Source organism: Pseudomonas sp. UMAB-40, from assembly GCF_900095275.1.
In the GTDB taxonomy this organism is placed as follows: domain Bacteria; phylum Pseudomonadota; class Gammaproteobacteria; order Pseudomonadales; family Pseudomonadaceae; genus Aquipseudomonas; species Aquipseudomonas mandelii_B.
This window is the reverse complement of record NZ_LT607558.1, coordinates 227,125-246,386: the sequence shown is the minus strand read 5'-3', so window position 1 is coordinate 246,386 and position 19,262 is coordinate 227,125. Positions and strand designations below refer to the sequence as shown.

Below are 19,262 nucleotides of genomic sequence, written 5' to 3'. Positions count from 1 at the left end.
TCGGGTTTATAGTCGGCCATCAGTTACACGCACTCACACTTAAAAAAACAAAACAGGTGAAGTGATGCAGCGATTTTCCAAGAAGACTTTTGACCGGACATCGACAGATGCCCGGTTTTTGTCGTCCCTGCAAAAGGGGGCCTTGATCCATGGCTGAGCCTCTTTCCTTGCCCGCCGTGCCCGAGCCGCCCAAAGGCGAGCGCCTGAAGAACAAGGTCGTGCTGCTGACCGGCGCTGCTCAGGGCATCGGCGAGGCTATCGTCGCCACGTTCGCGTCGCAGCAGGCCAAACTGATCATCAGTGATATCCAGGTCGAGAAAGTCGAGAAAGTCGCAGCCCACTGGCGGGATAAAGGCTTTGATGTTCAGGCGATCAAGGCTGACGTTTCCCGGCAACAAGACCTGCACTCGATGGCCAGGTTGGCCGTCGAGCGTCATGGCAGGATCGACGTATTGGTCAACTGCGCCGGGATCAACGTGTTCCGTGATCCACTGGAAATGACCGAAGAAGACTGGCATCGCTGCTTCGCCATCGACCTCGACGGCGCGTGGTACGGCTGCAAAGCGGTGTTGCCGCAAATGATCGAGCAAGGCATCGGCAGCATCATCAACATCGCCTCGACCCATTCCACCCACATCATCCCGGGCTGCTTTCCGTACCCGGTGGCCAAGCACGGCTTGCTCGGGCTGACCCGCGCGTTGGGCATTGAATACGCACCAAAAGGCGTTCGCGTGAATGCGATCGCCCCCGGCTACATCGAAACCCAATTGAACGTCGATTACTGGAACGGTTTTGCCGACCCCCAGGCTGAACGTCAACGGGCCTTCGACCTGCACCCGCCGCGTCGTATCGGGCAACCGATGGAAGTGGCCATGACGGCCGTCTTCCTGGCCAGCGATGAAGCACCGTTCATCAATGCTTCGTGCATCACCATCGATGGTGGTCGTTCGGTCATGTACCACGACTGAGCAACATGGCTTTCAGAAGCGGAACTCCGTTTTGAATCCAATCATCATACGATATGACTATTTGCAGTACCGGCTTTCAAAATAACGCTCAAAAAAAATAACAAGGAGTCAGCTTATGAATCGTCGTCGTGGGATCCGTTCCCTGTGCTGTGCCGCTTTGGCGGTCACTGCGGTCAGCCTGAGCAGCACGCTGCTGGCGGCCGAGGAAGTGAAAATCGGCTTTCTGGTCAAGCAGGCGGAAGAGCCCTGGTTCCAGACCGAATGGGCATTCGCCGAAAAGGCCGGGAAAGACAAGGGTTTCACTGTGATCAAGATCGCCGTGCCTGACGGCGAGAAAACCCTCTCGGCCATCGACAGCCTCGCCGCCAACGGTGCCAAGGGCTTCGTGATCTGCCCGCCGGACGTCTCCCTTGGCCCGGCCATCATGGCCAAAGCCAAGCTCAATGGTATGAAAGTCATCGCCGTCGATGACCGTTTCGTCGATGCCAATGGCAAGTTCATGGAAGACGTTCCGTACCTCGGCATGGCCGCATTCGAAGTTGGCCAGAAGCAGGGCGCAGCGATGGCCACCGAAGCGAAAAAACGCGGTTGGGACTGGAAAGACACCTATGCGGTGATCAACACCTTCAATGAGCTCGACACCGGCAAGAAGCGCACCGACGGTTCGGTCAAAGCGCTGGAAGATGCCGGGATGCCAAAAGACCACATCCTGTTCTCGGCCCTGAAAACCCTCGACGTACCGGGCAGCATGGACGCCACCAACTCGGCCCTGGTGAAACTGCCGGGCGCAGCGAAAAACCTGATCATCGGCGGCATGAACGACAACACCGTGCTGGGCGGCGTGCGCGCCACCGAGAGCGCCGGTTTCGCCGCGGCCAATGTGATCGGCATCGGCATCAACGGCACCGACGCCATTGGCGAGCTGAAGAAAGCCAACAGCGGTTTCTTCGGTTCGATGCTGCCAAGCCCGCACATCGAGGGCTACAACACCGCGAGCATGATGTTCGAGTGGGTCACCACCGGCAAAGAACCACCGAAGTACACCGCGATGGACGACGTGACGCTGATCACTCGCGAGAACTTCAAGCAGGAACTGGAAAAGATCGGCCTTTGGAACTGAGGGCCGGTTGATTTCATCGGCGGCCCTGGCAACGGGGTCGCCTGATCTGTGTGATGAGGTGGTTTTATGCACGCGCAAGTACAGACACATGAGCACAGCGTCGGCGGCAGCCTGCGCTTCAACGGGATCGGCAAGACGTTTCCCGGGGTGAAGGCGCTGGATGGCATCAGCTTCGTCGCGCGTCCCGGGCAGGTTCACGCCTTGATGGGCGAGAACGGCGCCGGCAAATCGACCCTGCTGAAAATCCTCGGCGGTGCTTACACGCCGAGCAGCGGCGACCTGCAGATCGGCGAGCAGACGATGGTCTTCAAGTCCACCGCCGACAGCATTGGCAGTGGCGTCGCCGTGATCCATCAAGAGCTGCACCTGGTCCCGGAAATGACCGTGGCCGAGAACCTGTTCCTCGGTCATCTACCGGCCAGTTTCGGCCTGATTAATCGAGGCGCACTGCGTCAGCAAGCGTTGGCCTGTCTCAAGGGCCTGGCCGAAGAAATCGATCCGCAAGAGAAAGTCGGGCGCCTGTCCCTCGGTCAGCGACAGCTGGTTGAGATTGCCAAGGCGTTGTCCCGTGGCGCGCATGTGATTGCTTTCGATGAACCCACCAGCAGCCTCTCGGCGCGGGAAATCGATCGCTTGATGGCGATCATCGGACGTCTGCGCGATGAAGGCAAAGTAGTGCTTTACGTCTCCCATCGCATGGAGGAAGTGTTCCGCATCTGCAACGCGGTGACGGTGTTCAAGGACGGTCGCTACGTGCGCACCTTCGAGGACATGAGCGATCTGACCCACGACCAGTTGGTGACGTGCATGGTCGGTCGCGACATTCAGGACATCTACGATTACCGCAGCCGCCAGCGGGGCGCCGTGGCGCTCAAGGTTGACGGTTTGCTCGGGCCGGGACTGCGTGAACCGGTGAGTTTCGAGGTGCACAAGGGCGAGATCCTCGGGCTGTTCGGCTTGGTGGGCGCGGGGCGTACCGAGCTGTTCCGGATGCTCAGCGGGCTGACGCGTAATACCGCCGGGCGCCTGGAGCTTCGCGGTCATGAAGTGAAACTGCGTTCCCCTCGTGATGCCATTGCGGCCGGGATTCTGCTGTGTCCCGAAGACCGCAAGAAGGAAGGCATCCTGCCGCTGGCCAGCGTCGCCGAGAACATCAACATCAGCGCGCGCGGTGCCCATTCCACCTTCGGCTGCCTGTTGCGCGGCTTGTGGGAGAAGGGCAACGCCGACAAGCAGATCAAGGCGCTGAAAGTGAAGACGCCCAGTGCCGAGCAGAAAATCATGTACCTGTCCGGCGGCAATCAGCAGAAGGCCATTCTTGGTCGCTGGCTGTCGATGCCGATGAAGGTCCTGCTGCTCGATGAACCCACTCGCGGCATCGACATCGGTGCCAAAGCCGAGATCTACCAGATCATCCATAACCTGGCCGCCAGTGGCATCGCGGTGATCGTGGTGTCCAGCGACCTGATGGAAGTGATGGGGATTTCCGACCGCATCCTGGTGCTCTGCGAAGGCGCGATGCGCGGCGAGTTGTCTCGCGCAGAGGCCAATGAATCCAACCTGCTGCAACTGGCTTTGCCGCGCCAACGCGCTGACGGCGTGGCGAACTGAGAGGTGACTATGACCATCCAAAACAACGCTCTGCCCACTGCGCGAAAACCTCTGGACCTGCGGCGCTTTCTCGACGACTGGGTGATGCTGCTGGCGGCGGTCGGGATCTTCGTGCTGTGCACGCTGCTGATCGACAACTTCCTGTCGCCGCTGAACATGCGCGGCCTGGGCCTGGCGATTTCGACGACCGGGATCGCCGCCTGCACCATGCTGTATTGCCTGGCGTCCGGGCATTTCGATTTGTCGGTGGGGTCGGTGATTGCCTGTGCCGGCGTGGTCGCGGCGGTGGTGATGCGCGACACTGACAGTGTTTTTCTCGGCGTGAGTGCAGCGCTGGTGATGGGGCTGATTGTCGGGCTGATCAACGGCATCGTCATCGCCAAGCTGCGGGTCAACGCGTTGATCACCACCCTGGCGACCATGCAGATCGTTCGTGGCCTGGCTTACATTTTTGCCAATGGCAAAGCGGTGGGTGTGTCGCAGGAGTCGTTCTTCGTCTTCGGTAACGGCCAGTTGTTCGGCGTGCCGGTGCCGATCCTGATCACCATCGTGTGCTTCCTGTTTTTCGGCTGGCTGCTGAATTACACCACCTACGGGCGCAACACCATGGCCATCGGCGGCAACCAGGAAGCAGCGTTGCTGGCGGGGGTGAACGTTGACCGGACCAAGATCATTATCTTTGCCGTGCATGGCGTGATCGGTGCGCTGGCCGGGGTGATTCTGGCGTCGCGCATGACCTCTGGGCAGCCGATGATTGGCCAGGGGTTTGAGCTGACAGTGATTTCGGCGTGCGTGCTGGGCGGGGTGTCGTTGAGCGGCGGGATCGGCATGATCCGGCACGTGATTGCCGGGGTGTTGATTCTGGCGATTATCGAGAATGCGATGAACCTGAAGAACATCGACACCTTCTATCAGTACGTGATCCGCGGTTCGATCTTGTTGCTGGCCGTCGTCATCGACCGCCTCAAACAACGCTGAGATTTGCGCTGTTTGGCCTGACGTCTTCGCGGGCAAGCCTCGCTCCTATAGTTTTTTTGGTCGTTCGCATCATCCGGGTACGACATAAAACTTGTGGGAGCGTGGCTTGCCCGCGATGGCGGTGTATCTGATTCACATCGTTATAGCGAACACTCACACCCTCCCGTCACCTCCCTTAAATAATCCTTGCTCGGTCCAGCCCGTTTCGGTTATCACTTTGTACATGATTAGACAGGTACGATTTGACAAGAAACAACGGGTGGTCGACGAACTCATCCGGCGCATCGAAAGCGGCCTCATGGAGGACGGCTTTCTGTTGCCCGGCGAGCATCAGTTGGCTCAAGAATTCAAAGTCAGCCGCGGCACGCTGCGCGAGGCCCTGGCCGAGTTGAAACGACGTAACTACATCGCGACCCAAAGCGGCGTGGGCTCCATCGTCACTTTCGACGGTGTAGTACTCGATCAACGCAGCGGCTGGGCGCAAGCGCTGGCCGACAGCGGGGCGCTGATCAACACCGAAGTGCTGCGGCTGGAGGCCGTCACGCGTCCGGACCTGATGTCGCGCTTCGGCACCGATCAGTTCATCACCCTCGACCGGCGCCGCCGTTCCACCGACGGCAAGCTGGTTTCCCTCGAACGCTCATTGATGCCCGCCACCGGAGGACTGGAAAGCCTGCCGCGGGTCGGTCTGATCGACAATTCCCTGACCATCACCCTGGCCGCCTATGGCTACATCGGCGAGCGCGGCGATCAATGGATCGGCGCAGAACCCTTGAACGCCGAAGACGCCGAGCTGCTAGGGCGTCCGGTCGGCACCGTCTTCCTCAAAGCCTTGCGCACCACCTACGACCGGCAAAACCGTTTCATGGAACAGGTCGAAAGCCTGCTCGACCCGGTGCACTTTCGCCTGCACCTGCAATTTGGAGAATCGAAATGACCGCGCTCGACCGTGCGCTCGGCGCGTTCTATGGACTGGCTTTGGGCGATGCGCTGGGCATGCCGACGCAATCCCTGAGCCGTGCCGAGATCAAGGCGCGCTTCGGCCAGATCACCGACCTGCAAGACGCCGGCCCCGATCAACCGATCGCCGCCAACATGCCCAAGGGCTCGATCACCGACGACACCGAACAGGCGATTCTGGTCGGTCAGTTGTTGGTGGACGGTGAGGGCCGGATCGAACCGGCCGTGCTCGCTCAGCGGCTGATCGAATGGGAAGCCGGGATGCAGGCCAAGGGTTCGCAAGACCTGCTCGGCCCTTCGACCAAACGCGCAATCGAAATGATCCTCGCCGGCCACTCGCCGGAAGAAGCGGGGCGCTACGGCACCACCAACGGCGCGGCGATGCGCATCACTCCGGTCGGTATCGCCGCGAATGTCGCCCAGCCTGAACGTTTTATAAGCGCCGTGGTGCAGGCCTGCCAGGTCACCCACAACACCACGCTGGGAATTTCCAGCGCGGCGGCGGTGGCGGCGGTGGTGTCGGCCGGCATCAACGGCATGGACCTGGGCGAGGCCTTGAACCTCGGCCAGCACATCGCCCAGCAAGCTGAAAGCCACGGCCACTGGGTGGCGGGCGGGCGGATTGCCTCGCGCATCAGCTGGGCGCGGACCATCAGCGTCGACAGTGACAAAGCGTTGCTGGCGGATCTGCTGTACGACGTGATCGGCACGTCGGTGGCGTCCCAGGAATCGGTGGTGGTCTCGTTTGCCCTGGCGCAACAAGTGGCCGTCGGTGAAATGAACGCCTTCGAAGCGCTGTGCATGGCCGCGAGCCTGGGCGGTGACACTGACACCATCGCGGCGATTCTCGGCGCGATGCTTGGGGCCTGCCTGGGGCTAGGGAGTTGGCCGGTGGCGATGATCGAACAGGTCAAAACCGTTAATGATCTGGAGCTGGAGCCTTTGGTAAAAGGGCTTCTCGTTCTGCGCTGACCGGACTGGCCTCTTCGCGAGCAAGCCTGCTCCCACAGGATAGGTGCAAGCCTCAAGGTACACGCTGTACCTGTGGGAGCGAGCTTGCTCGCGATAGACGCGCCGCGTATTTGAATTGATAACCCCGCAATGGAACGCACGAATACGGCCAGGATCGCCGGGATGTAGTTTCGTCTTCCGTCATTGCCCACAACCACAACAAAGGCAACAGGAGCATTTTTCATGAGTTCATCGAACGCCGGGCAAAGCGCCGGGCAACTGGAAACCCGCGGCATCGAACCGGTGCCGGAAGCGGAGTGCAACGGTCACCCGCTGCAACTGTTCTGGGTCTGGTTCGCGGCCAACATTTCCATTCTCGGCCTGCCACTGGGCGCCACGTTGGTGGCGTTTCGCGGCTTGGCGATCTGGCAGGCGATCATCGTCGCGATCCTCGGCGCTGCGGGTTCTTTCGCGGTGGTCGGCATCATCTCCATCGCCGGTCGCCGTGGTCGTGCACCGAGCCTGACCCTGTCGCGCGCCATCTTCGGCGTGCGCGGCAATATCGGCCCGACGCTGGTCTCGCTAATGTCGCGGCTGGGATGGGAAACCGTCAACACCACCACCGCCGCCTTCGTGCTGCTGTCGCTGTGCTCGATCCTGTTCGGTTCGCCAGTTGAGGCCAAAAGCGCACCGGTGTTGACCCTGGTCTTCATCGCGATTTTCGTGCTGCTGACCTTGTCGGTGTCCGGCCTCGGTCACGCTACTTTGCTGGTGATCCAGAAGTGGGCGACCTACGTGTTCGGCGCGCTGAACATTCTGGTCGGCGGCTTCCTCTGCGCTACCATCGACTGGAGCGCGGTGTTCAACGCCACGCCTGCGCCATTGAGCGCGATGATCATCGGCGTCGGCACCATGGCTGCCGGCACCGGGATCGGTTGGGCCAACGCCGGCGCCGACATGTCGCGCTATCAGCACCGCAGCGTCAAAGCCGTGCGCCTGGTCGCGTCGGCGGCCTTTGGTGCGGGGATTCCGCTGGTGTTGCTGATCACCCTCGGCGGCCTGCTGTCGGTGGGCAACAACGACTTGGCGTCGGCCACCGACCCGATCATCGCGATCCGCGACATGCTGCCGACCTGGATGGCCGTGCCGTATCTGATCACCGCATTCGGCGGGCTGCTGCTGTCGAACAACCTGTCGGTGTATTCCGCCGGTTTGACCACGTTGACCCTGGGCTTGAAGGTCAAGCGCGTCTACGCCGTGGTGGTCGACATCGTCGCGATCTTCGCCGGTTCGATCTACTTCATGCTGATCGCCGACAGTTTCTACGGCCCCTTCATTACCTTCATTTCGCTGCTGGCGGTGCCGATCACAGCATGGGTCGGGATCTTCGTCGTTGACCTGATTCATCGTCATTACTACAGCCCCAACGACTTGCTGGACGTCAGCCCGAGCAGTGCCTATTGGTACAACGGCGGTATCGAATGGCGCGCGTTTGGCGCGTGGGTGCTGGCAATCGTGCTGGGTTTCAGCTTCACCACCATTGGCACCACCGAACAAAACGTCTGGTTCCGCGGTTTTCTTTCCGATTCGTGGCTGGGCCATAACGGCCTCGGCTGGATCGTGACGTTCCTGGTGGCCGGCGGGATTTATTTTGTACTCGGTGGGGCCAGGGATCGTCGTGCCGCAATGACCGAGAACGCTCATGCCTAGATTGCTGCACACCGGCCAGGTCATCATCGACCTGGTCATGGCCGTGGATAAACTGCCTCAACCGGGCGGCGACGTGCTGGCGCAATCGGCCAGTTTCGAAGCCGGCGGAGGGTTTAACGTGATGGCCGCCGCTGCGCGTAACGGGCTGCCGGTGGTCTACCTCGGTCGTCATGGCACCGGTCGTTTCGGCGACCTGGCCCGTGAGGCGATGAAGACCGAAGGCATTCAACTCGGCATCGCACACAAGGCCGAACGGGATACGGGATTGTGCGTTGCGGTGACCGATGCGTCGGCGGAGCGCAGTTTCATTTCCTACATCGGCGCCGAGGGCGAATTGACTGTCGAGGACCTGGCAAACGTGCCGGCGGTGGCGGGCGACTACGTTTACGTCAGCGGCTACAGTCTGCTGCATGTCGGCAAGGCCCAGGCGCTGGTGGACTGGGTGCTGGGTTTGCCGGAAGCGGTCAATGTGGTGTTCGATCCGGGCCCATTGGTGGATTCGCCGAATGCACCGTTGATGCAGATGTTGTTGCCGCGCATTGATGTGTGGACCAGCAACAGTGTCGAGGCGCTACGGTTTACCGGGGCGTCGGACATTGCCGAGGCGCTGGACAGGCTGACCGATCATCTTCCGGCCGAGGTGTTGATGGTGGTGCGCGATGGCCCGCAAGGGTGTTGGATCAGTCAGCGCGGTGAGCGAGAACATGTGCCCGGTTTCAACGTTGAAGCGGTGGATAGCAATGGTGCCGGCGATGCCCATGCCGGGGTGTTTCTGGCCGGGTTGGCGCGAGGGTTGTCGCCGGGTGAAGCGGCGCGGCGGGCGAATGCCGCTGCGGCGCTGGCGGTCACTCGGTGGGGGCCGGCGACATCGCCGGGTACCGCCGAAGTGGATGAGTTGATCCGCAAGACTTTTGGCGCCTGATCTACCGCCATCGCGAGCCTGCTCGCGATGAAGCCATTAAATTCAATACTTGAGTCAGCCTTGACCAGCCTTCCTCAAACGGTCGCAGCCGCGCACGACTGCGACCTGATTCATCTTGTTAGACGTCCAGCTTTCGCGCCGCCTCAACCCCAGCAGCGCTGAGTTTGATCGGCAGTTGCAGCGAGTGTTCGCCGGCCTCGTTGCAGGTCACATGCCCGTGCTGGATCAGCCCGCGATCCTGCAGCGTGGCGAGGGCGCTGGCCACGACTTTCTCCCCCCGGTAATTGTCCAGGACCTCCTTGCCCAAGCCACCTGGGTGGGCGTGCAGCAGACGGGTCAGGACTTCTTTCTCAAGGTTTTTATCGACGTTCATGGTTACCTCTTCATGGATGTGGATAGATCGCGTGGGCGAATTATTGGCTGGCGCCGCCTTCGGAACCCGAGCCACCGGTGGTGGTTTTCGAGCCCATGCCGGCGCCGGCGTTATCCGGTGTCTGGGTGTCCGGCGTGTTCATTCCACCTTGACGGCCCGCGTCGTTGCCCTGAATCCGTGGGTCCGTGCCCGTGGACGGAGGCAGGCTGCTGTCCACGCCCGTACCGTTGGTGTTCATGCCGGGCGAGCCTTGGGTGGTCGGATTTTTCTGACCTTCGACCGGGTTGGTCGGGCCGGTGCCGGTGGCGGTGGTCGCCGCGAAAGCGGCAGAGGACAGCAGCGTGGCGAGAGCGAGGGCAGTCAAGCGGGACGTGATCATGGTGTCGTCTCCATTCAATTAGAGTCCTTACCTGAAGTTGGTCCGCCCTCGATTTGGTTTGGTGCCTGATGAACGACGAACGGTTCAGGCTTGCTGAAGCGATCTGGCGTTGACGACCCGGCGCCAGATCAGGCGGCCCACGGTGATCAGCCAGTTCAACAGCGCTACGGCGAGAACTGTGAGCAGAAGTGTCGTCATTCCGTGTTCGACGATGATCTTCCCGGCCAGCAACGGAAAACCGAACACGCCGATGAAGTACGACAGGCTGAACAGCAACAACGATTGCGACGTGGTGCCGTGCGGCGCTTCGTTCGCCGCCAGGCCATTGATCACCGAGTACGTCAGCCCGTAACCGACTCCGAGCATCATCGCCGCAAGCACGTAGCTGAACCCACTGTCGACCACGAAACCGAACAGCACAATCGAGCCCATCATCAGCCCCGACAGCAGGCAGGATGCGCGCAACGGATCGCGCTTGACCACGAAACCGGCAATCAACATCCGGCTGCTGATCGCCGCGCCCATGAAACCGAAAAAGAACAGCGAGTAATCCAGCGAGCGAGACGCTGCGTAACTGGTTTGAAAGCTCGACAGGCCACCAAATACACACCCGCCGAGGCCGACCATGATGATAGGGAATACTGCTTTGGACGACAGCACCTGGGCGGTGGCGCGCCAGGAAATACGCGCGACGGTGGTGGCAGGCGAGGGCGCTTTTTTCAGCTGAGTATCCAGCCGCCAAAACAGCAACACGCCGATCAGACTGGCCAGCGCCGCGAGGTAAAACGCTGCGGTCACCGGATAGCCGAGCGCACTGGCGGCGCGGCCCAACAACGGACCGCTGCCGATCCCGGTCATCATGCTGCCGGACAGCAGCGCGAAGTACTTTGCGCGTTGGGCGGGCGTCACCAGGCTCGCCACGATAATCGGCCCCAAGGTGTAGAACACGCCCCAACCCAGCCCCAGTAGCAGTCCGAAAAACAGCAACAGATTGCCGAATCCAGGCGTCACCGCGAAGCCCAGACTGGCTGCCACCAACAGCACGCCGAACAGCGCAATCGAACGCGCCGCGCCGAGCAGATCAGACAGGTGCCCGGAGGCAATCACCGCCGCAAACGTACTGAGCATCGCCGCCGAAATCACACTGCCGGCATCATGTTCGTTGCCGCCCCGTGAGCCGATCAACAGGGACAACAAAAACGTCGAGCCATAGGACAGCGACAGCAAATAACTGGCGAGGCAAAACAGGCCGAACAACCTGCTTGAGACGTGGGGCGGTGCGTTAGACATGACGCGGTTCCTTGACCCGATAAAGGCGTTATCCCTCTATCTACCACGCACATCGACATTGTTAGGTCCGAGGTTATCGATGCCAGGGTTAGTGCGGGCCGGAGTAATGCGCTCGGGGTATGCCGATTTCTTCCTTGAACAGGTCCATGAAACCCTTCAGGCGCTCATGCCTGACGCGCGCCAGCCGTTGGCCGGTCATCGTCTGGAAACCGTCCGCCAGGTGCAGCAGCTTGGTCTGGAAATGATCGAGGCAAAAACGCTTGTCATCGTAGTCCCGCGCTCTCGCTTCCGGGTCTTGCGGGTCGTACAACGCGCTGCCCATGCGCCCGGCGATGTAAAACGTACGCGCTACGCCAAGCATGCCGAGGGAGTCGAGGCGGTCGGCGTCCTGCATGATCTTCGCTTCGAGCGAGGTCGGGGTGATGTTGGCGGAGAAGCTGTGGGCTTCGATGGCATGGGCGACCGCTTTGATTTTTGTGCTTGGCCAATTCATGTTGGCCAGCACGACAGACGCCTTTTCGGCGGCCAGGCGTGAAGCCTGTGAACGAAGCGGCGAATTCTTCTCCACCGCCACGCAGTCATGCAAAAGCACCGCCGCCAGCAACACGTCGAGATCGCCGCCTTCTTCAGCATGAAGCGTGCGCACGTTGTGCCACACCCGCTGCAGATGGGACAGATCGTGAGCGCCATCCTCCGAGGGTTCCAGCGCATGTGGGAGCAGCTCAGCGGCGAGCGTTTGCAGCGGCGCAAAAGCATCAGTGGTCATAAACATCCTGTTAAGTGAAAAACGTATTTGTCAGCAACGCAACCCTGTAGCAGCTGCCGAGCAGCGGATACACATGCTCCATGGATCAGCTTTGAATTTCCAGTGTGACGAGCGCCACGCGCCGACTTAGTATGGCGTTTTCAACTTTCGACAAAGGCCCGTCCATGACGATCGAGATCCGCCCGGCGACCCCCAGCGATGCACCGCAAATCCTCGGGTTCATCACTGAACTGGCCGACTACGAACGTGCCCGCCACGAAGTCATCGCCAGCGTCGCGGACATCGAACGCAGCCTGTTCAGCGAAGGCGCCACCGCCCACGGCCTGATCTGCTTGCGCGACGGCCTGCCGATCGGCTTCGCGGTGTTCTTCTTCAGCTATTCAACCTGGCTCGGCAGCAACTGCCTGTACCTCGAAGACCTCTACATCACCCCCCAACAGCGCGGTGGCGGCGCCGGTAAAACCTTGCTGCGCCACCTCGCCAAAATCGCCTGCGCCAATGACTGCGGGCGATTCGAATGGAGCGTGCTGGACTGGAACAAACCGGCGATCGAATTTTATAAGTCGTTGGGGGCACAGCCGCAGGAAGAATGGGTCCGGTATCGGATGGATGGGAAGGTGTTGCGCGAGTTTGCTGAGGGCAATTGATCTCCAGCAGGGTTTGTTAAATATCGCAGCCTTCGGCGACTCCTGACTCGATTTACAGGGGACGTCGAAGGCTGCGATATTTTTTTTGATATTGTCCCAATATATGGGAGTGATATTTATATATTGAGATTTCTCCGCGTCAGGGTTTATAGTCCAGCTCACTCACTGCCAATAAACAAAACAGGTGAAGCGATGCTGGCGCAATTGATCGCGCTCGATTGGGGGACGACCTCATTACGTGCTTACAAACTCGCCGCGGGTGGCCAGGTGCTGGAACAGCGTTCGCTGTCGTCCGGGATCATGCAGCTGCCCCGGACGCCGCGAATCATCAACGGTCAGGCATGTGCCGACGGTTTTGAACTGGCCTTCGACGAGGCGTGCGGTGACTGGCTCGACGCGCAGCCGGATTTGCCGGTGATTGCCTGTGGCATGGTCGGCAGCGCCCAGGGCTGGCGCGAAGCGGCCTACTGCGATACACCGGCGAACGTCGCCAATCTCGGAACTTCCCTACAAACCCTTCGCAGTCTTCGCGGTGTTGATGTGCACATTGTGCCGGGCGTGATTCAGCGTTCGCGCTTGCCGAACGTAATGCGCGGCGAAGAAACCCAGGTGCTCGGTGTTTTGCAGAGTCTACCGATCGAGCAGGGCCGTGATCTGTTGATCGGCCTGCCGGGCAGTCATTCGAAATGGGTGGAGGTGGCCGCCGGTTGCATCGTGCATTTCGATACCTTCATGACCGGCGAGATCTTCGCCGTGCTCAGTGAACACAGCATTCTCGGGCGTACCCAGCAAAAGGGCGCGTCGTTTGATGGCGAGGCGTTTGATCGCGGCGTGCAAGTGGCGCTGTCGGCGGAGGGCGAGATCGGGCCGTTGTCGACGTTGTTCAGCGCCCGCAGCCTGGGGTTGACCGGTGAACTCAGCGCCACCGCCCAACCGGATTATTTGTCCGGCCTGCTGATCGGCCATGAGCTGTCGGCGCTGGCCAACGTTCAGCGAAGCCGACGCAACAGCGTTCATCTGCCGTCGATCATCCTCATTGGTAATTCCCAACTCTGCGCGCGCTACAGCCGGGCCCTCGATGCCTGTGGTTTTGCCCGCGTGACCCTGGCCGAACAAGCCACCGAGCGCGGGTTGTGGCAACTGGCGGTCGCCGCCGGACTGATCGCCGCACACCCATCCCGTTAAACCTGACTGGAGGTCTGACATGCTCAAGCAAGCCCTGGCGCAAAACGGTCTGATCGCGATCCTGCGTGGCCTGCGCCCGCAAGAAGCGGCCGCCATTGGCGAAGTCCTTTACGCCGCTGGATTTCGCGTCATCGAAGTGCCGCTCAATTCCCCTGAGCCCTACGACAGTATTCGCATCCTGCGCAGTACCTTGCCCGCCGATTGCCTGATTGGCGCCGGTACGGTGCTGACACCGGAACAGGTCGCACAAGTGAAAGCGGCGGGCGGTCAGGTGATCGTCATGCCGCACAGCGATGCCAAGGTGTTGCGCGCTGCAAAAGCGGCGGGGTTATACCTGTCGCCGGGCGTTGCCACGCCGACCGAAGCCTTTGCCGCGCTGGCCGAAGGGGCGGACGTGCTGAAGATGTTCCCCGCCGAGCAGATGGGGCCGGCAGTCGTCAAAGCCTGGCTAGCGGTACTGCCTGCGGGAACGATTCTGGCGCCGGTCGGCGGGATCACACCGGACAACATGCAGGTGTTTATCGACGCTGGCGTCAAAGGCTTCGGCCTCGGTTCCGGGTTGTTCAAACCGGGCATGACGCCTGAGGAAGTGGCGGTAAACGCCAAGGCCTATGTCGCTGCATGGAACGCTCTGCATTAAGACTTTTTTGGCGCCGAGCGCGCTGCATCTATAAGAGCTGCACTTATAAAAAGAGAGCACAAGATGAAAATCACCAAACTGACTACCTTCATCGTTCCGCCGCGCTGGTGCTTCCTCAAGGTCGAAACCGACGAAGGCGTGACCGGCTGGGGCGAGCCCGTGGTCGAAGGCCGCGCGCACACCGTGGCGGCTGCCGTTGAAGAATTGTCCGACTACCTGATCGGCAAAGACCCACGCAACATCGAAGACATCTGGACCGTGCTCTATCGCGGCGGCTTCTACCGGGGTGGCGCGATCCACATGAGCGCGCTGGCCGGTATCGATCAGGCGTTGTGGGACATCAAGGGCAAGGCTTTGGGCGTGTCGGTCAGCGACCTGCTCGGTGGCCAGGTGCGCGACAAGATTCGCGTGTATTCGTGGATCGGCGGCGACCGCCCGGCAGACACCGCTCGCGCGGCGAAAGAAGCGGTCGAGCGTGGTTTCACCGCGGTGAAAATGAACGGCACCGAAGAGCTGCAATTCCTCGATTCCTTCGAGAAAGTCGACCTGGCCCTGGCCAACGTTGCCGCCGTGCGTGACGCGGTGGGCCCGAACGTCGGCATCGGTGTCGACTTCCATGGCCGGGTGCACAAACCCATGGCCAAGGTGCTGATGAAGGAACTCGACCCGTACAAACTGATGTTTATCGAAGAGCCGGTGCTCAGCGAAAACTACGAAGCGCTGAAGGAACTGGCGCCGCTGACCAGCACCCCGATTGCCCTTGGCGAGCGCTTGTTTTCGCGCTGGGATTTCAAGCGTGTGCTCAGCGAAGGTTATGTCGACATCATCCAGCCGGACGCGTCCCACGCCGGTGGCATCACCGAAACCCGCAAGATCGCCAACATGGCCGAGGCCTACGACGTGGCGCTGGCGCTGCATTGCCCGTTGGGCCCGATTGCCCTGGCAGCGTGCCTGCAACTGGATGCGGTTTGCTACAACGCGTTCATTCAGGAGCAGAGCCTGGGCATCCATTACAACGAGAGCAACGACCTGCTCGATTACGTGAAAGATCCGCGGGTGTTCGACTACGACAAGGGCTTCGTGAAGATCCCGAACGGCCCGGGCCTGGGCATCGAGATCAACGAGGAATACGTGATCGAACGCGCCGCTGTCGGCCACCGCTGGCGCAACCCGATCTGGCGCCATGCCGATGGCAGTTTTGCTGAGTGGTGAGTGCTCCCTGACTCACCTCAATCCCTGTGGGAGCGGGCTTGCTCGCGAATGCGATCCATCATTCAACATTGATGTCGGCTGACACACCGCATTCGCGAGCAAGCCCGCTCCCACAAGGGATTCGCGCAAGTCTTGATATCGACCTCAATAAACATAAGAAGAGGCACTCCCCATGCAACCGCAAACCCTTACCGGGCAGGCGTCGTTGGTGGCGCCCAGCCGCAAGCGGTTTTTTATCATGGTGCTGCTGTTCATCACCGTGGTCATCAACTACCTCGACCGCAGCAACCTGTCCATCGCCGCCCCCGCGCTGACCAGCGAACTGGGCATCGACCCGATCCACGTCGGGCTGATTTTCTCGGCGTTCGGCTGGACCTATGCCGCCATGCAGATCCCCGGCGGCTGGCTGGTGGATCGGGTGCCGCCGCGCATCCTCTACAGCGTTGCCTTGTTGCTATGGTCGATCGCCACAGTGATGCTCGGTTTCGCTGCCAGCTTCATCGCGCTGTTCGTATTGCGCATGGCCGTCGGCGCCCTGGAAGCGCCGGCGTACCCGATCAACAGCCGGGTGGTCACCACTTGGTTCCCGGAACGGGAACGCGCCACGGCCATTGGTTTTTACACCTCCGGGCAGTTCGTGGGATTGGCGTTCCTGACGCCGGTACTCGCCTGGCTGCAGCATGAGTTTGGCTGGCACATGGTGTTTGTCAGCACCGGCGCGGTCGGTATTCTCTGGGCGGTGATCTGGTACGCGGTGTATCGCGAGCCACGGGATTTCAAGGGTGCCAACGACGCCGAAATCGAGCTGATCCGCGAAGGTGGAGGGCTGGTGGATATCCAGGCCGAACAAGCCAAGGTCAAGGCGAAATTCAGCTGGACCGACCTCGGCATCGTCCTGACCAAGCGCAAGTTGTGGGGCATCTACCTCGGCCAGTTCTGCCTCAACTCGACGTTGTGGTTTTTCCTGACGTGGTTCCCGACCTACCTGGTGAAATACCGCGGCATGGACTTCATCAAGTCCGGCCTGTTGGCGTCGCTGCCGTTTCTCGCCGCCTTCGTCGGCGTGCTGTGTTCCGGGTTCTTCTCCGATTTCCTGATCCGTCGCGGCTACACGGTGGGCTTCGCGCGCAAATTGCCGATCATCGGCGGCTTGCTGATCTCCACCTCGATCATCGGTGCCAATTTCGTTGAATCGACACCGTTGGTGATTGCGTTCCTGGCGTTGGCGTTCTTCGGTAACGGGCTGGCTTCGATCACCTGGTCGCTGGTGTCAACGCTCGCTCCGGCGCGGCTGCTCGGATTGACCGGTGGGGTATTCAACTTCATCGGCAACCTGTCGGCGATTACCACGCCGATTGTCATCGGTTTCCTGGCGACCGGCGATTCGTTTGCCCCGGCGATCACCTACATCTCGGTTCTTGCATTGATTGGCGCGCTTTCCTACATCTTGCTGGTCGGCAAGGTCGAGCGTATCAAGTTGTAGTGGCAGCCATCGGGCGACCATAATGCCGCCCGTTCACTCGCTCAACGGTAAAGGCTGGATATGCAGGAAGACGCCCCAAAAATCGCCAAGGACGCCGCGCCGACCGGCACCCAGACACTGCTTCGTGGTCTGGGTGTGGTTCAGGCCGTGGCCAGTGGCGCCCGCGATCTCAAGGAAATCGCCCGGCTCATCGGCACGACGCGCAGCACCACCCATCGTCTGGCCAGTTGCCTGGTGGACGAGCGTTATCTGCGCGTGGTGCCGCAAGTTGGTTACTTGCTGGGGCCGAAGCTGATCGAGCTGGGTTTTCAGGCGCGTGAAGAATTGCCGCTGGTGACCTTGGCAGGGCCGTATCTGGACGAGTTGTCGGCGTTGACCGGCGACACCATTCACCTGGCGATTCGTGAAGGCGACGAGGTGCTGTACCTGCACAAGAATCCGGGGCGCAATGGCCCGGAAATGCGCTCGCGGGTCGGCCATCGCATGCCGTTGGCGCGCACCGGGATCGGCAAAGCCTTGATGCTGGATGACTCGCAGGAAGAATGGCAGCGGCTGTACGAAGTCAGCCTGCCGGCGGGTGGGAAAAATCAGTTCTGGCCGCTGCACCCAGAGCAGTCCTGGGAGCAGTTTCAGCAACGCATGATCGAGTACGTGGCCGGCGGTTATGCCTTCGATCTGGAAGACAACGAACCGTCGATCCGCTGTGTGGCGGCGCCGATCCGTGATGCCAGCAAACGCATCGTCGCGGCCATCAGCATCGCCAGCACCGTGCCGTACATGCCGCTGGAAAAAATGGCCGAGCTGATTCCCCTGATCAAAGGGGTCACGGCCCGGCTCTCGGCAGAACTCGGCGCGAAGGTTTAGAGCTTCAACGTCGCCATGTCGATGACGAAGCGGTATTTCACGTCACCGGCGATCATGCGGGCGTAAGCCTCGTTGATCTGGCGGATGTCGAGCATTTCGATGTCGCAGGTGATGTTGTGCTCGGCGCAGAAATCCAGCACTTCCTGGGTTTCGGCAATGCCACCGATCAGCGAGCCGGCCAGTACGCGACGGCTCATCACCAGTTTGCCAGCGTGGACCGGTGGATCGACCGGTTCGATCAACCCGACCAGAATGTGCACGCCGTCGAAACGCAGGGTGTCGAGGTAGGGATTGAGGTCGTGCTGCACCGGAATGGTGTCCAGCAGGAAGTCGAAATGACCGGCCGCTGCCTTCATCTGCTCGGCATCGGTGGACACAATCACATGGTCCGCACCCTGGCGACGACCTTCTTCAGCCTTGCTCGCCGAGCGGGTGAACAGCGTGACTTGCGCGCCCAAAGCCTTGGCGAATTTGATGCCCATGTGGCCGAGGCCGCCCATGCCGAGAATCCCGACCTTGTCGCCGGCCTTCACGCCGTAGTGTTTTAGCGGCGAGTAAGTGGTGATGCCGGCACAGAGGATCGGCGCGGCGCTGGCCGGGTCGAGTTTTTCCGGGATGCGCACGACGAAGTGTTCGCTGACCACGATGCTGTCGGAATAGCCGCCCATGGTGTTGCTGCCATCGACCCGGTCCGGGGTGGCGTAGGTCATGGTCGGACCTTCGAGGCAATATTGCTCGAGGTTGGACTGGCAGGCTTCACAGCTGCGGCAGGAATCGACCATGCAACCGACGCCGACCAGATCGCCGACCTTGTGCCGGGTAACATTCGCACCGACGGCGGTCACTTTGCCGACGATCTCGTGGCCGGGCATCAACGGGTAAACGGCAATGCCCCACTCGTTGCGGGCCTGGTGGATGTCGGAGTGGCAGACGCCGCAGTAGAGAATATCGATCGCCACGTCGTCGGCCCTTGGGCTACGGCGTTCGAATTTCACGGGGGCGAGGGGAGTGGTGGCCGACTGGGCGGCGTATCCGATGGCGGTGTACATGGTGAACCTCGCAGAAGCAATGACAAGTGAGGCGGCGCATTTTGGGCGCCGTACCGGGTATCGGCCATGGCGATTCCTCCGGGTGTCATGCCTATTCCTCCGGCATCAGCGTTCGTTTGATCAAATGGGCGACCAGACCTGCGATGATGCTTTC

Annotated in this window: 19 protein-coding genes; 14 read left to right on the top strand and 5 right to left on the bottom strand. The window is 60.9% G+C overall.

From position 1 onward, the window contains the following. Nucleotides 1-149: 149 nt before the first annotated feature. From K0F88_RS13735 to K0F88_RS13700, 8 genes are all read left to right on the top strand, one after another. On the top strand, nucleotides 150-968 hold the full coding sequence (locus tag K0F88_RS13735) for an SDR family oxidoreductase (RefSeq protein WP_219095389.1): 819 nt from the start codon (nucleotides 150-152) through the stop codon (nucleotides 966-968). Between the two features lie 115 nt (nucleotides 969-1,083). Continuing rightward, nucleotides 1,084-2,088, top strand: coding sequence for a substrate-binding domain-containing protein (locus tag K0F88_RS13730; protein WP_219095388.1), 1,005 nt, complete (start codon nucleotides 1,084-1,086; stop codon nucleotides 2,086-2,088). 66 nt (nucleotides 2,089-2,154) lie between these two features. Further along, nucleotides 2,155-3,699 carry an L-arabinose ABC transporter ATP-binding protein AraG gene (araG, locus tag K0F88_RS13725; RefSeq protein WP_219095387.1) on the top strand — a complete coding sequence of 515 codons (1,545 nt, stop codon included), beginning with the start codon at nucleotides 2,155-2,157 and terminating at the stop codon, nucleotides 3,697-3,699. Nucleotides 3,700-3,708: 9 nt separating this feature from the next. After that, a complete protein-coding gene (araH, locus tag K0F88_RS13720; protein ID WP_010461824.1) occupies nucleotides 3,709-4,677 on the top strand; it encodes an L-arabinose ABC transporter permease AraH in 969 nt (322 codons plus the stop codon). Between the two features lie 223 nt (nucleotides 4,678-4,900). Then, entirely contained in the window at nucleotides 4,901-5,614 is a 714-nt protein-coding gene (locus K0F88_RS13715) for a GntR family transcriptional regulator (RefSeq protein ID WP_219095386.1), read from the top strand. After that, on the top strand, nucleotides 5,611-6,609 hold the full coding sequence (locus tag K0F88_RS13710) for an ADP-ribosylglycohydrolase family protein (protein WP_094468484.1): 999 nt from the start codon (nucleotides 5,611-5,613) through the stop codon (nucleotides 6,607-6,609). The genes K0F88_RS13715 and K0F88_RS13710 overlap by 4 nt, the downstream gene beginning before the upstream one ends. Before the next feature lie 222 nt (nucleotides 6,610-6,831). Next, nucleotides 6,832-8,298, top strand: a complete 1,467-nt coding sequence (locus K0F88_RS13705; protein WP_219095385.1) for a cytosine permease — start codon at nucleotides 6,832-6,834, stop codon at nucleotides 8,296-8,298. Continuing rightward, on the top strand, nucleotides 8,291-9,220 hold the full coding sequence (locus tag K0F88_RS13700) for a PfkB family carbohydrate kinase (protein WP_219095384.1): 930 nt from the start codon (nucleotides 8,291-8,293) through the stop codon (nucleotides 9,218-9,220). Before K0F88_RS13705 ends, K0F88_RS13700 begins: the two co-directional genes overlap by 8 nt. 118 nt (nucleotides 9,221-9,338) lie before the next feature. On the opposite strand, the gene K0F88_RS13695 is transcribed toward K0F88_RS13700, so the two are convergent. From K0F88_RS13695 to K0F88_RS13680, 4 genes are all read right to left on the bottom strand, one after another. Then, nucleotides 9,339-9,593: a hypothetical protein gene (locus K0F88_RS13695; RefSeq protein WP_094468480.1), complete on the bottom strand. Its 255-nt coding sequence runs from the start codon at nucleotides 9,591-9,593 to the stop codon at nucleotides 9,339-9,341. A gap of 40 nt (nucleotides 9,594-9,633) precedes the next feature. Next, nucleotides 9,634-9,972: a hypothetical protein gene (locus K0F88_RS13690; RefSeq protein ID WP_094468479.1), complete on the bottom strand. Its 339-nt coding sequence runs from the start codon at nucleotides 9,970-9,972 to the stop codon at nucleotides 9,634-9,636. Between the two features lie 84 nt (nucleotides 9,973-10,056). Beyond that, nucleotides 10,057-11,262 carry an MFS transporter gene (locus tag K0F88_RS13685; protein ID WP_094468478.1) on the bottom strand — a complete coding sequence of 402 codons (1,206 nt, stop codon included), beginning with the start codon at nucleotides 11,260-11,262 and terminating at the stop codon, nucleotides 10,057-10,059. 88 nt (nucleotides 11,263-11,350) lie between these two features. Next, a complete protein-coding gene (locus tag K0F88_RS13680; protein ID WP_094468477.1) occupies nucleotides 11,351-12,028 on the bottom strand; it encodes an HD domain-containing protein in 678 nt (225 codons plus the stop codon). A gap of 164 nt (nucleotides 12,029-12,192) precedes the next feature. Between K0F88_RS13680 and K0F88_RS13675 the strand changes: the two genes are divergently transcribed. From K0F88_RS13675 to K0F88_RS13650, 6 genes are all read left to right on the top strand, one after another. After that, nucleotides 12,193-12,675 (top strand): GNAT family N-acetyltransferase, encoded by a 483-nt coding sequence (locus K0F88_RS13675; protein WP_219095383.1) that lies wholly within the window; start codon nucleotides 12,193-12,195, stop codon nucleotides 12,673-12,675. Nucleotides 12,676-12,867: 192 nt separating this feature from the next. Then, complete coding sequence (locus K0F88_RS13670; RefSeq protein ID WP_094468476.1) at nucleotides 12,868-13,860, top strand: 2-dehydro-3-deoxygalactonokinase; 993 nt, start codon at nucleotides 12,868-12,870, stop codon at nucleotides 13,858-13,860. A 19-nt stretch (nucleotides 13,861-13,879) separates the two neighbouring features. Further along, a complete protein-coding gene (locus K0F88_RS13665) occupies nucleotides 13,880-14,500 on the top strand; it encodes a 2-dehydro-3-deoxy-6-phosphogalactonate aldolase (protein WP_219095382.1) in 621 nt (206 codons plus the stop codon). Nucleotides 14,501-14,563: 63 nt separating this feature from the next. Beyond that, nucleotides 14,564-15,712 (top strand): galactonate dehydratase, encoded by a 1,149-nt coding sequence (dgoD, locus tag K0F88_RS13660; RefSeq protein ID WP_008152275.1) that lies wholly within the window; start codon nucleotides 14,564-14,566, stop codon nucleotides 15,710-15,712. A gap of 172 nt (nucleotides 15,713-15,884) precedes the next feature. Beyond that, nucleotides 15,885-17,195 carry an MFS transporter gene (locus K0F88_RS13655; RefSeq protein WP_219095381.1) on the top strand — a complete coding sequence of 437 codons (1,311 nt, stop codon included), beginning with the start codon at nucleotides 15,885-15,887 and terminating at the stop codon, nucleotides 17,193-17,195. A gap of 60 nt (nucleotides 17,196-17,255) precedes the next feature. Then, nucleotides 17,256-18,059, top strand: a complete 804-nt coding sequence (locus tag K0F88_RS13650) for an IclR family transcriptional regulator (protein WP_219095380.1) — start codon at nucleotides 17,256-17,258, stop codon at nucleotides 18,057-18,059. Here K0F88_RS13650 and K0F88_RS13645 read toward each other — a convergent pair. Further along, the gene (locus K0F88_RS13645; protein ID WP_219095379.1) at nucleotides 18,056-19,108 is read right to left on the bottom strand and encodes an NAD(P)-dependent alcohol dehydrogenase; all 1,053 of its coding nucleotides are present in this window, start codon (nucleotides 19,106-19,108) and stop codon (nucleotides 18,056-18,058) included. The two genes, K0F88_RS13650 and K0F88_RS13645, sit on opposite strands and share 4 nt — an antisense overlap. Nucleotides 19,109-19,262: the final 154 nt, after the last annotated feature.

Excerpts from the sequence above, each read along its gene's own strand:
- K0F88_RS13705 (WP_219095385.1), top strand. The coding sequence starts at position 6,832 with ATGAGTTCATCGAACGCCGGGCAAAGCGCCGGGCAACTGGAAACCCGC.
- K0F88_RS13685 (WP_094468478.1), bottom strand. The coding sequence starts at position 11,262 with ATGTCTAACGCACCGCCCCACGTCTCAAGCAGGTTGTTCGGCCTGTTT.
- K0F88_RS13730 (WP_219095388.1), top strand. The coding sequence starts at position 1,084 with ATGAATCGTCGTCGTGGGATCCGTTCCCTGTGCTGTGCCGCTTTGGCG.
- K0F88_RS13700 (WP_219095384.1), top strand. The coding sequence starts at position 8,291 with ATGCCTAGATTGCTGCACACCGGCCAGGTCATCATCGACCTGGTCATG.
- K0F88_RS13710 (WP_094468484.1), top strand. The coding sequence starts at position 5,611 with ATGACCGCGCTCGACCGTGCGCTCGGCGCGTTCTATGGACTGGCTTTG.
- K0F88_RS13695 (WP_094468480.1), bottom strand. The coding sequence starts at position 9,593 with ATGAACGTCGATAAAAACCTTGAGAAAGAAGTCCTGACCCGTCTGCTG.
- K0F88_RS13670 (WP_094468476.1), top strand. The coding sequence starts at position 12,868 with ATGCTGGCGCAATTGATCGCGCTCGATTGGGGGACGACCTCATTACGT.
- araG (WP_219095387.1), top strand. The coding sequence starts at position 2,155 with ATGCACGCGCAAGTACAGACACATGAGCACAGCGTCGGCGGCAGCCTG.
- araH (WP_010461824.1), top strand. The coding sequence starts at position 3,709 with ATGACCATCCAAAACAACGCTCTGCCCACTGCGCGAAAACCTCTGGAC.
- K0F88_RS13665 (WP_219095382.1), top strand. The coding sequence starts at position 13,880 with ATGCTCAAGCAAGCCCTGGCGCAAAACGGTCTGATCGCGATCCTGCGT.
- K0F88_RS13680 (WP_094468477.1), bottom strand. The coding sequence starts at position 12,028 with ATGACCACTGATGCTTTTGCGCCGCTGCAAACGCTCGCCGCTGAGCTG.
- K0F88_RS13675 (WP_219095383.1), top strand. The coding sequence starts at position 12,193 with ATGACGATCGAGATCCGCCCGGCGACCCCCAGCGATGCACCGCAAATC.
- K0F88_RS13715 (WP_219095386.1), top strand. The coding sequence starts at position 4,901 with ATGATTAGACAGGTACGATTTGACAAGAAACAACGGGTGGTCGACGAA.
- K0F88_RS13735 (WP_219095389.1), top strand. The coding sequence starts at position 150 with ATGGCTGAGCCTCTTTCCTTGCCCGCCGTGCCCGAGCCGCCCAAAGGC.
- dgoD (WP_008152275.1), top strand. The coding sequence starts at position 14,564 with ATGAAAATCACCAAACTGACTACCTTCATCGTTCCGCCGCGCTGGTGC.
- K0F88_RS13655 (WP_219095381.1), top strand. The coding sequence starts at position 15,885 with ATGCAACCGCAAACCCTTACCGGGCAGGCGTCGTTGGTGGCGCCCAGC.
- K0F88_RS13645 (WP_219095379.1), bottom strand. The coding sequence starts at position 19,108 with ATGTACACCGCCATCGGATACGCCGCCCAGTCGGCCACCACTCCCCTC.
- K0F88_RS13650 (WP_219095380.1), top strand. The coding sequence starts at position 17,256 with ATGCAGGAAGACGCCCCAAAAATCGCCAAGGACGCCGCGCCGACCGGC.
- K0F88_RS13690 (WP_094468479.1), bottom strand. The coding sequence starts at position 9,972 with ATGATCACGTCCCGCTTGACTGCCCTCGCTCTCGCCACGCTGCTGTCC.